The sequence below is a fragment of the Slackia sp. genome, from assembly GCF_977041755.1.
On record NZ_CDRRGL010000062.1, the window covers coordinates 1 to 11,050 of the forward strand.

Here is an 11,050-nt window from a genome sequence, read left to right on the forward strand (position 1 = left end):
CAAGCGCAAATTGACGCGCTCGATTCGGCCGATTCCGCTTACGAGAAAACGAAAGCGCAGCTCGAGGCGCAAAAGACAGCCCTAGAACAGCAGCTTGCCCAAGCCCAGGCGTCCTTGCCACAGCTCCAGCAGCAGCAAGCGCAGCTTGAGTCCCAGAAAACTGAAATCGAAACGGGCATCGCTCAGCTTCAGGCGGGCATCGCTCAAATCGATACGGAAACCGCGGGCGTGCCTGAGCAACTTTCGGCGGGCGAGCAGGAGCTTGCTGCCCAGAAGGCTGCGGCCAACCAGGGCTTCACGAGCGGTCAGGCCTCGCTTGATGCTGCTGCGGCGCAGCTTGCCCAAGGCCAGGCGCAGCTCGATGAGGGCCGCGCTCAACTCGAAAGCGGCCAGGCTGAATATGCCGATGGCTTGTCACAGTGGGAAAGCGGCGCGGCCGAGCTTGCTGATAAGCGCGCCCAGGCCGAGGCCGAATTCGCCGACGCCGAAGCGCAGCTCGCCGACGCCCAAGCCGAGGTGGACGACATCGCCACCATGGATGCCGACGTGTATGCGCTTGATTTGAAGAAGAACATCGGCGCCGAAAGCTTCCGTTCCGACGCGGGACGCATTGATCAAATTGCCCAGGTGTTCCCACTGCTGTTCTTCCTTGTGGCCGCCTTGGTTTCGCTTACGACTATGACGCGCATGGTCGATGAAGAGCGCGTGCTCATTGGCACGTTCAAGGCGCTTGGCTATTCCAATGGGCGCATCGCCTCGAAGTATTTGGTGTATGCCATGGTCGCCAGCGGCGTGGGCTCAATCGTGGGCATTGTGCTGCTGTCGCAGTTTTTGCCGTGGTTCATCATGAATGCGTACGCGATTATTTATGTTGTGCCGTGCAGGCCTACGCCAATCGACCCCGCGCTGTTCTTGCTGGCGGCGGGCCTTTCTGTGGGCATCACGGTTGCGGCAACGCTGTTCGCCGCGATGGCCACCCTGCGCGAAAAACCAGCGGCTCTTATGCTGCCGCGCGCGCCGAAGGCTGGCAAGCGCATTCTGCTCGAACGCATTCGTCCGCTGTGGAGCCGCATGTCGTTCAGTTGGAAGGTCACCGCGCGCAACCTCTTCCGCTATAAGCGCCGTTTCTTCATGGCGATTATCGGCATTGCAGGCTGCACAGGGCTTTTGCTCACCGGTCTTGGTTTGCAAAACGCCATCAACGATATCATCGACAAGCAGTATGGCGAGCTGTACCACTACAACGCCATCGTGCGCATGGATTCCGATGTTGCCGATGCCGAAAAGAATGCCGTGGCCGAACGCGTCGAGGCCGACTCCGAAGGTCCGAAGGCATGGGTGCTTACCGAGAATAAAATTGTGCGCACCCCGGGAGCGTCGGATGATATCGACCAACGCGTCGAGTTGAACGTGCCGCAAGATACGCAGGAATTCGGCAACTTCAACACGCTGCGCACGCGCGTGGGCCACAAGCTCCTCGCGATTGACGATGAAGGCGTGCTCATAAGCGAGAAGCTCGCGACGAAGCTGGGTGTTTCGGTGGGCGATTCCATCGCGATTTACGACGAAGACGCCATTGGCAACGCGACGGGCGAAGGCCGCGAGGTGCGCGTGTCGGGCATTATGGAGAACTACGTGGCGCAATACGTGCTCATGTCGCCTGCGTTGTACGAATCCACCATGGGTGAAGCGCCTTCGTATGCGACGCTGCTCGCGAACGTTGCCGAGGGCGATGACGTGCGCGAAGTGTTCAGCGACGACGTGCTCGCGATGGATGGCGTGAAAACCGTGACGTATAACGACGAAACCATCAACAGCTATCGCAGCATGCTGAAGAGCGTCGATTCGGTCGTGGTGGTGCTTGTGGTTGCTGCGGCCCTGCTCGCGTTCGTGGTGCTGTACAACCTCACGAACATCAACATCACCGAGCGTGTGCGAGAAATTGCCACGCTGAAGGTGCTTGGCTTCACGCCGCATGAGGTGAACGCGTATATCTATCGCGAAACCATGCTGCTCTCGCTGATTGGCGCATTCGTTGGTTTGTTCCTTGGCATTGCCATGGAGGGCTATGTTGTAATCACCGCCGAGGTCGATCAGGTGATGTTTGGCCGCGAAATTCACACTTTGAGCTTCATTATCGCATTTGCGCTCACCATGCTGTTCTCGGTTATTGTGACTTTGGCAATGAAATTCAAGCTCAAGAAAATCGATATGGTTGAAAGTTTGAAGAGCGTCGACTAACGAACGCGCGGGGCGATGAGCCAAATGGCAAACATATTTGCCCTGAACGACGACGGGCCTGCAGAATGATGCAGGCCCGCTTTTGTATGTATGCATACGCTTTCTTGGAGTTGGCTGTGGAGCTGAATTCGTTTTCACTTGGGCGCGTGTTGCCGCCTCGCGGCTTTTCTTGCCGAGCGAAATATTTCGCCGTGGGTTACTTGCCCGACCCTGCTTGCGACGATGCGCTCGATTCCGACCCCGTTGACCCTGAATTTGTGGCATTTCCGCCCGAATCCGTTGAGCCAGAGCCAGAGCTGTTTGCGTTGTTGGAATTTGAATTCGTATTATTGCTGGAAGTTTGACCGGAGCCTGAGCCGCTTGAGGATGGGCTGTTGTTGCCGCTTGCGGAGCTCGAGTTCTCCGATCCCGAATTCGTGTTGCTGGAGTTTGCGCCCGATTCGGTTGTGGATGAAGAGTTGGAAGCGCTCTGCGTCGAATTTTGTTGAGGGGATTGCGGAGTGCTGTTCTTCTCGTTTTCGTTTTGAGTTGTTGTCTCGGCCTTCTTGGCATCATGGGTTTTTTCGGTGTCGTTGCTGGTCGCAGCGCTGTTTTCGTCTGCAAGCTGGCTCGTTACGACTTCGCCGGTGAACGGGGCTACTTTTGTACCGATGCCTTCGCCACCGGTGAACATAAGCACGAGGCCCGCGAACAGCAGGATTGCCGCAAGGGACGAGGCGACTGAAACCGCGAGCACGCGGCGCTGCATGGTCTTTTGTTTTTGGGCCTCAATCTCGACGACGCCTGTTGCGTGGCTCGCATTGCCCGTATGACCGGCTGCGCTATTGATGCGCGGCGTATTCGATTGGGTGCTTTGAGCGGCTTGGCTGCCGCGCATGTCGTGTGCATCGGCTCCAACGATTTGGCCCGCGGATAGAACGCTCGTTTCGGCGGAATTGGCCGACGGGACCGCCGCTTCGTTGAATGCGCGCGTCGCCGTGCCCACCGAAGGCAGCGTGGTGGTTTCGGCGCCCTCGAATGGTGCGCGTGTGATGGGCATAACGGTGGTTTGCGCGTGTGCGAAGCTTCGGGTTGCGCTTTGGGCGGCAACGGCGTTAGCCGCCGCATTTTCTTCCTCGTTGTCGCTCGAGGCAAAGCCGCGAAGTTTTTCGGCTGACCCTGCCAGGAATTTTTTGTAAAGCTGCGATGAAACGGTCGACACGACAGAGCCTACGGCGACGCCGATAACCGAGCCGGCAATGCCAATTTGCGCAGAAAGCAGCATCGAGGTCACCGCGGCCAACGCACCGGCGGTGACCTGTGAAACCGAAAGCCCCTCAAAAAGGCCCTTGATTCCGGTTGGGTTAGGGGTTTCGGCTTCAGCCTTGGGCGAGATAACGACGGTTTTTGCCACCGAATCGGCGCGCTTATTGCGGTTTTCTTGACTGTATGCGCGTCTGTCCATGGTTGCCTCCTATCAAATAAAAGCAAGCGCTCGATTGGCTTGCGGTGAATGCGTTTGGTACGAGTCGAACATATCGCGCGTTCGCACAATGGGAAGAATCTGAATCGAAACGTTACCTCGGCGCCACGGAACCGCGACAAACATAAGAGACGGGGGATGGGCTTTGCAGGGATGGGATTTTTCGAGCGCGGGCCCTTGCGCCGACGGGCACTTGTGGGGATGAGGAAGAGAGGCAAGGTGCGAGAAGAGAGAGGGAAGGTGCGTAGAGGGTCCGTTCATGTGCATGCAATACGAGTCTGCTACGATTGGCCGCGACGGGCAATTGCGAAAAAAGGGGCTCCGAGGTCGGCGAGATGACGGTAGTGAGTCGGGGCCCCAGAGCGCCTTGATGTCCTGCGGCCCCGAACCGTCCGTTCGACTTGCTAGCCGCGCTTGATTTTTGCGGCGATGCGGTCGGCGACGGACATGTTTTCACGGCGGTCGCCGCCCCAGAACGAAATCGACACCATGCCGGGCCCAACATGGCTGCCGATGGTGGCACCAATATTGTGCTGTACCACGGTGATGCTCTCGTCTTGTTTGGCCAAAAGGTCTCGCAGCGCTTCGGCGTCTTTCGGGCAGTCGGCGTTGCCGATGAGCACTACGGGCGAACCACCTTGCGTATCATGCTCTTTTGCGAAGAAATCGGCCATTTGTTTCAGGCCCTTCTTGCGCCCACGCGCGGCGCCCGTGAGCGCCAAGTGCCCCGACGTATCGAAGGTGAGCAGGGGTTTCACATTGAGTGCCGAGCCTGCTGCGGCAACCGATGCGGGAATGCGTCCGCCGCGGTGCAGCGCATCAAGGTCGTCAACCATGAAAGCGGTTTGCACGAAGTAGCGCGCCTGTTCGGCCCACTCGACCAGCTCTTCTGCAGAAAGCCCCGAATCGCGCTGGCGCAACGCCTCAAGAACGAGCAAGCCCTCGGGCGTAGAGCCGATCATAAGGTCGACCAAATAGAGCGGCGCATCGGGGAATTCCTCTTTCACCTGGGCAAGCAACGCCGCCGCAGTTGAGTAGTTCGACGAAAGGCCGCTCGAGAAACATAGGTATACCGTGGGAATGCCGTTTTCGGCAGCGCGGCGCCATGCCGCTTCGATTGCCGCCGGCGAAGCCTGCGAGGTGCTCGGCATTTCTCCATTGCGAATTTTCTCGTAGAACTCGTGCGGCGTGATGGATTGATAGAAATCGTCCTCGTGGTCGCCATCGCTCATGACGTAATTGAAGTTCAGCGTATCGACGCCTTCGATTTGCAGCATACTCAGCGGCAAATCGCAGCATGAATCGATGATTAAATTGCATTGCGCGGCCATGGAATCCCTTTCTCTCGCACATGTACGCAAAAGTCTACCATGGTTGACGCGGGGAACCGCTAGATATTCCAGCGGGCTTCGAATCGCTGAAGCAGGAACGAATAGAACTTATCGGCCTGCTCGTTCGAGCCGCCGTGGCGCGTTCGCGCGACTTCGATGGTGCGTACGAATCCCGGCTCAAGAATGGGAGCAAGGCGCGCGCCGGCGCCAAGCTCGCCCCAGCTGTGTTCGGGCCAAAAGCCAACGCCGAGGCCAAGGCCGATCATCTTGCGCACGACCGATGGGTTATCGCTCTCGAAGGCGATTGTGGGGCGAAACCCCAGTTTGACGCATTGCGACAGGCAGAGGTTGCTGATGTTGCGCGAGCCTGCGAGCATGATGAAGCCGCTGTTTTGCACCTGGGCCAGCGAAATCGCTTCGCCGCGGCCGTTGGCCAAGGCGTCGCTCGCTGCGATGTCGCGCTCTTCGCTTCCAGGTCTCTCGCCTTTTCCTGGATTGTCGCGAAAACCTGCGTCGGGCTCTTTGGTTTCGCGCAACGCGCACTCCTCGGTTTCGTCGCCGTTCGTTGTGGGCACGGCGAGCATGATGCGTTCCTTGAATAGGCGCGCGCCCTTCGCTTCCGGCGTTTTCCCCGTTTGCATGCGCACTTCGATGTCGCACGGTTCAATTTTGCTGGCGGTTTCGCTGCTCACAATCTGAAACTTTGCCGCGGGGTGTTGAGTGCGCCATTCCGCGACGGCGTCAACGACGATGCTCGAGGCCGAAACAACGTTGATGCGCACGATCGAGCTGCGCTCTTCGTCGAACCGCGCAAGCTCGCTGGTCGCCGAGTCGATTTCCCCCACCGCTTTCGCGATGCGTTTGCTGTAGAAGCGGCCTGCTTCAGTAAGGCGAATGCCGCGCCCTTCTGGCTCGAAAAGCTGCACGCCCAGTTCTCGCTCGAGGCGGCTAATCGCTTGGGTGAGCGAGGGCTGCGATACGCGAAGTTTCTGGGCGCTGTGCGTGACGTGCTCGCTTTCCGCAACTTCCAGAAAATATCTCAACTGCAAAAGCTCCACGGCGCTCCCTTCGTTTTCTTGAATCATAACGTAAAAGTGATGATAGATAACTAATTCATATATTAGACGCTATGATGCGCGCGAACTATTCTCAAAGGGTTTGAAATCCGAGAAATCGAGGGTGCAATGGCGGAATTTCTTGAAGCGGTCATGCTGGTTTGCTTTGGCTTGTCGTGGCCGATGAATGCGTATAAGGCGGCGAAGGCGCGCACGGCTGCGGGCACAAGCTGGCAGTTCATTTTGCTTATCACGTTGGGCTACGTTGCCGGTATTGCGGCGAAGTTCGTATCGGGCCAAATCAACTGGGTGCTGGCGGTCTATTTCCTGAACATGATTGCCATCGCGGCGAACTGGATCGTGTACTTCCGCAATGTGAAGCTCGATGCTGTTGCGGCGGGCCGCTATCAGGAAAAGCACGATGCGCGACGCGAGGCGCTGCGTGCGGAAAGCGTCGATGAGCTGCTTAAAGATGGCGGCAAAGATCCGAAAACCGCGAAATACGGTGTCTCGATGGAGGGCGTCGAAGCCGAAGAGGCCAAGAAATTCCAGAAGTGATAGGGCCGAATGGCGCGGCGTTCGCGCGGCAGCGGCCTAACGTTGTTGCCTGCACGCATGTGCTGAGCCTGCGTAAGTCCGCAGCCCATGCGGGCGCGGCACGCGAAAAGCTCAGCCCAATTTGCCCGCGCGGTTTCGGCACCTCTATGCAACGAGGGCTCGCCTGCGGTAGGCGAGCCCTCGTGTTTTTGCGTCAAAAAACGCGTTGTTTAAGATGCGCTATCTCGTTTGATACTCGCGCATAAGCTCGGCAAATGCGGGCATCGAATTCACGATGGTCTCGTGGGCGACGCAGTAGCTTACGCGCAGCCAGCCCTCGACGCCGAAGCTGTTGCTGGGAACGAGCAGCAGCTCATGTGCCTTCGCGGCCTCGGCGAAAGCCTGAGCGTCGGGTTCGAGCGCGCGAACCCACAAGTAGAATGCGCCTTGGGGCGCAACGCACTCGTAGCCGAGTTTCGTAAGGCCGCCATACAGGGCTTCGCGGTTCTTCGCATAGGCCTCAACATCGCTCGGCTCGTCAACGCAGCGCTCGATGACGTACTGCAGAAGCGACGGGGCGCACACGAAGCCAAGCGCGCGGCCCGCGCCGCACACGGCGTTGAAGGTGCGTTCCCAGTCGGGCATGGTGTTGGGAACCAGAATGTAGCCAATGCGCTCGCCTGGCAGGCTGAGCGATTTGGAATACGAGTAGCATACGAGCGTGTTCTCGTAGATAGGCGGAACGAACGGCACGCGCACGTTGCCGTAGACGATTTCGCGATACGGCTCATCGGCGATGATGTAAATGGTGATGCCGAATTCGTCCTGCTTGCGGCGCAGCGCGTTGGCGAGTTCGATCAGGTCACATTCGGGGTACACCGAGCCAACTGGGTTGTTGGGCGAATTAATCACGATGGCCTTGGTTTTCGGCGTAATGGCGTCTTCGATGGCTTCGATGTTCATTTGGAAATCGTCGCGGCGAGCGGGCACCTCGATGCAGTTGCAGCCGGCGTTCTCAATCCAAACCTTGTATTCGGGGAAATAGGGCGAAATCACGATGAACTCGTCGCCCGGGTTTCCAACGGCGTTGAAGCAGATGGAAAGCGATGCGGCGGCGCCGCAGGTCATGTAGATGTTCGCACCTTCGTACGACGTATCGAAGCGGCGGTTGAGCGATGCGGCCACGGCGGCGCGAACGCTCGGTGCGCCCTGGCTGGGGGTGTAGCCGTGCACTTGGGCGGGGGGCTGCTCCATCACATCGAGAATTGCTCGCTTAACCGCTTCGGGTGCCGGAACGCTGGGGTTGCCGATGCTGAAGTCGAAGACGTTATCCTCGCCGATTTCGGCCTTGCGTGCTTGGCCGTATGCGAACAGCTCGCGAATCGCCGACGGTTCGCTGCCCAACTCGTACATGCGTTGATTGATCATGGTGCCCTCGTTTCCCCGCGCGCGCCTATGGGCGGCGTTGCTGGTTTCCTTCACGCATCTATGATAAAGCGCAAAGGGCGAGAAAGTTGGGGAATGGAACCTTTTTTCTGCAGATGGAAACGCAAGCCAGGGAGGAACACCTCAAGGCGACGCGTTGTTTCGGGCGTCTGTCGACGATGCGAAGTTGGTCGGGGGGGGGCTGCGCGCCGTTGTGCGTATTGCCGGCGCAGGTGACTCCCTCTAGCTCTTCCTCGTATGGATAAGGTGGCGAATTGCTTCAATCGCGTGCCCGCGAAACATTGCCCTGGGGCCCGCGTAGGCCATGGCGCGGCGCTGCCATGCCGATTCGGTGGGTGTGTAGCAATGGCTCTTGCACGTTTTGCATGCGGGGCGCGGCTCGCGTCGGCACAGTGCTCGGCGAACTTCGCCGTAGCGCAAATGTGCGGCGCATTCGGGGCAAAGGCGCGGAATCTTGTGCTGGGGATACATGCCCACGGCGGTGGCTTCGCTTTCGTATGGCGTGCGGTCGGCGGCGGCGTGGTGGTCGGCGCAGTAGATTTCCGTCATGCCAGCGAGCGTTACGATGTCGCGTGCGATTTCCTTTTCGGCAATGCGGTTAAGAATGCGCGCACGATGCTTGTCCCACGCTTTTGCGGCGGCTTGGTTTGCGGCCGCGGCTATGTCGGCTCCATCGAGGCGAGGGGCGTGGAGTTTGGCGACCCCTTCGGCTGCGGCCTTAGTTTCTCGAGCCGGGGTCGACTCGGCAGAGGTTGCGTTGGCTGTGGCGCCTGCGGCTTCGGCTGTTTCGTTCTGGGTCTTCGTTGTTAGGTCGCTTTCGGTCGATTTCCTTTCGGGCTCGACGAGGGCATCGTGTTCGCTCGTTTTGGCCATTAGTTTTCTGCCTTTCGCAGCTGCGCATTGCGTGCTCCATCGAGAATACCCAGCTCAAAGCACTTCTCGACATAGATTTTATTCGCGACGCTCGTTGCCGCCGAAAGCGCGAGTCGACGCTCGGGGGAAAGGTCGGCGGCGTTGCTTACCTGGAGGGCGAATGCGGGGCCGTCTGGTTTGCGGATGTCGCACGACCCAAGGCTCGTGTGGGCGACTTCGCCGCAAAAGAGCTGGCGAAGGGTTTCCTCTACCGCCTCGCAGAAGAAGTTGTATGCGTGGTCGATGCCGTGGGTCGCCGCCGAAACTCGCAGCAGCGAATGGATGTCGTCCATTGAGAATGTGCGTTTCATCAGGCAAATCACGGTAAGCATGGCAACGTGGTTCGCGGTGTAGCGCTTGGCCTTCGGTGCGGGGATAATGCCTTGTTTCACATAGTTGTTCACCATGGAAGCTGTGAGCAGCTTTTCGTCGGGCGCCACGAGCGGGCGCAGTTGCGCATCTATATAGGTGAGCAACTGATCCATGTACAAGTCGATCGTGGGAATATCGGCATAGCGCGCCAGGCGCAGCTCGCGAATAAGTTCGACGTATTCCGCCTCGCTGAGTGCTTGGATATGTTTTGCTTTGCGTGTCATGGACGCAAGCGTAGCACGTCGCATGCTCCTGTGCGGGTACTGGAAACGCTACCGTTGCGAAGCGTCCAATCAAACTCCATATTGCTTGACACGGTTTTGCTGCGCACATAAGCTGGTTTTCAAAACGAGATGTATCGAATGCCGGCATCGCGCAAGCGTTGTTGGGTGAAGAAGGGAAGGCTCCATGATTGGCAACAACGGCATTAATGGCGCCATTAAGCAGGGGATTGAAAAAGTTCGCGACTTCGGCGACGCCGTTGCCGCTGACGCAGCCGCGGTTTTTGGCGAGGCGGCGGAAGCGGCCGCAACTGCTGTAGCTACGGCGTCTGACGCCGCCGAGACGGTTGCCGCCACCGTGGCCGCCGCGGCAGGCGAGGGCGACGCGGAAAATCAGCGTATCGCCGTGCTGGTCGATTCCGCGACCGATGTGCCGCCGGAGGTCGTCGAAAAGTACGGCGTGTTCATCGCTCCCCTTCATGTGAACTATTCCGATGGCGACTTTCTCGATCGCGTGACTATTCAGCCCGAAGAAGTCTACCGTCGCTTCGAAACCGAAATTCCTAAAACCTCGACGCCGGCGCCTGCCGATATCATGGCCCTGTTCGATCGAATTGTCGCTGAAGGCTACACCCATGTGATTGCCGTCACGATTTCCTCGGGGCTTTCGGGTACCTACGACTTGGTGCGCAGCATCGCATCCGGCCGTGCCGATTTGCAGTGCGCTGTGATTGACACGAAGAGCATCGGCATAGCTGCGGGCCTTACCGCAGTGCTCGTGTGCGAGCTCGTTGGCTCGGGCATGCCGTTCTCGCAGGTTATCGCCCGCGCCGAGGGTACCGCCGAGCGTTCCGAGGGCTTTTTCTGCGTGAACACGCTCGAGTATCTCTATAAGGGCGGCCGCATTGGCGCCGCGACGTACTCGATTGGCTCGAAGCTCGATATTCGCCCCACCATCAAGTGTAATGAAGAGGGCAAATACGTGGTGTGCGCGAAAAGCCACGGCCGCAAGGGCTCGCTGAAGAAGACCGTTTCGCTTGCGAAGAAGGTTGCCGCCGCCGCTCTCGAAGAGGGCCGCTCGGTTCGTTTCGCCGTGGCTCACGGCGACGCCGAGGCCGAAGCGCGCGTCATTGCCGACGATTTGAAGGCCGAATTCCCTCAGGCGATTGACGTGATTTTCTGCCAAATCTCGCCCGCGCTCGTGGTGCATACCGGTCCTGGGCTGGTGGGAGTTGGAGTTTCCGTTTTATAGCGCGCGGCGCGGTAGAATTCGGTTCGACGCATTTGCCGGCATAAAGCCGAATTCGTAAAGGAAAAACCCTATGGCCACACTGCAACAACTTCGTTACCTTATCGCCGTCGCGGAATACGGCTCCATCAATGCCGCCGCGCGCGAGCTGTTCGCGACGCAGTCGAACCTTTCCACGGCCATCAAAGACCTCGAGCAGGAGCTGGGCGTCACCATTTTCACGC

Annotated in this window: 10 protein-coding genes; 4 read left to right on the forward strand and 6 right to left on the reverse strand. The window is 58.7% G+C overall.

Going from position 1 to position 11,050, the window contains the following annotated elements; genetic code table 11:
* A partial coding sequence (locus tag ACWI8T_RS05850; protein ID WP_449138276.1) for an FtsX-like permease family protein occupies nt 1-2,241 on the forward strand: 2,241 nt, incomplete at its 5' end.
* Nucleotides 2,242-2,437: 196 nt separating this feature from the next.
* Here ACWI8T_RS05850 and ACWI8T_RS05855 read toward each other — a convergent pair.
* The 3 genes from ACWI8T_RS05855 to ACWI8T_RS05865 form a co-directional block, all read right to left on the reverse strand.
* The gene (locus tag ACWI8T_RS05855; protein WP_449138277.1) at nt 2,438-3,685 is read right to left on the reverse strand and encodes a hypothetical protein; all 1,248 of its coding nucleotides are present in this window, start codon (nt 3,683-3,685) and stop codon (nt 2,438-2,440) included.
* A gap of 422 nt (nt 3,686-4,107) precedes the next feature.
* Nucleotides 4,108-5,034, reverse strand: a complete 927-nt coding sequence (locus tag ACWI8T_RS05860; protein ID WP_449138278.1) for a DegV family protein — start codon at nt 5,032-5,034, stop codon at nt 4,108-4,110.
* Between the two features lie 59 nt (nt 5,035-5,093).
* On the reverse strand, nt 5,094-6,092 hold the full coding sequence (locus tag ACWI8T_RS05865) for a LysR family transcriptional regulator (protein ID WP_449138279.1): 999 nt from the start codon (nt 6,090-6,092) through the stop codon (nt 5,094-5,096).
* Nucleotides 6,093-6,242: 150 nt separating this feature from the next.
* Between ACWI8T_RS05865 and ACWI8T_RS05870 the strand changes: the two genes are divergently transcribed.
* Complete coding sequence (locus ACWI8T_RS05870; RefSeq protein ID WP_449138280.1) at nt 6,243-6,647, forward strand: hypothetical protein; 405 nt, start codon at nt 6,243-6,245, stop codon at nt 6,645-6,647.
* Nucleotides 6,648-6,866: 219 nt separating this feature from the next.
* On the opposite strand, the gene ACWI8T_RS05875 is transcribed toward ACWI8T_RS05870, so the two are convergent.
* The 3 genes from ACWI8T_RS05875 to ACWI8T_RS05885 all read right to left on the reverse strand — a co-directional run bounded on the left by ACWI8T_RS05875 (nt 6,867) and on the right by ACWI8T_RS05885 (nt 9,580).
* Entirely contained in the window at nt 6,867-8,054 is a 1,188-nt protein-coding gene (locus ACWI8T_RS05875) for a pyridoxal phosphate-dependent aminotransferase (protein ID WP_303050658.1), read from the reverse strand.
* Between the two features lie 240 nt (nt 8,055-8,294).
* On the reverse strand, nt 8,295-8,945 hold the full coding sequence (locus tag ACWI8T_RS05880; RefSeq protein ID WP_449138281.1) for a nitrous oxide-stimulated promoter family protein: 651 nt from the start codon (nt 8,943-8,945) through the stop codon (nt 8,295-8,297).
* Nucleotides 8,945-9,580: a DUF1836 domain-containing protein gene (locus ACWI8T_RS05885; RefSeq protein WP_449138282.1), complete on the reverse strand. Its 636-nt coding sequence runs from the start codon at nt 9,578-9,580 to the stop codon at nt 8,945-8,947. The genes ACWI8T_RS05880 and ACWI8T_RS05885 overlap by 1 nt, the downstream gene beginning before the upstream one ends.
* Nucleotides 9,581-9,764: 184 nt before the next feature.
* Between ACWI8T_RS05885 and ACWI8T_RS05890 the strand changes: the two genes are divergently transcribed.
* The gene (locus ACWI8T_RS05890; protein WP_449138283.1) at nt 9,765-10,829 is read left to right on the forward strand and encodes a DegV family protein; all 1,065 of its coding nucleotides are present in this window, start codon (nt 9,765-9,767) and stop codon (nt 10,827-10,829) included.
* A gap of 70 nt (nt 10,830-10,899) precedes the next feature.
* Nucleotides 10,900-11,050: LysR family transcriptional regulator (locus tag ACWI8T_RS05895; protein WP_449138284.1), on the forward strand; the 151-nt coding region annotated here is incomplete at its 3' end.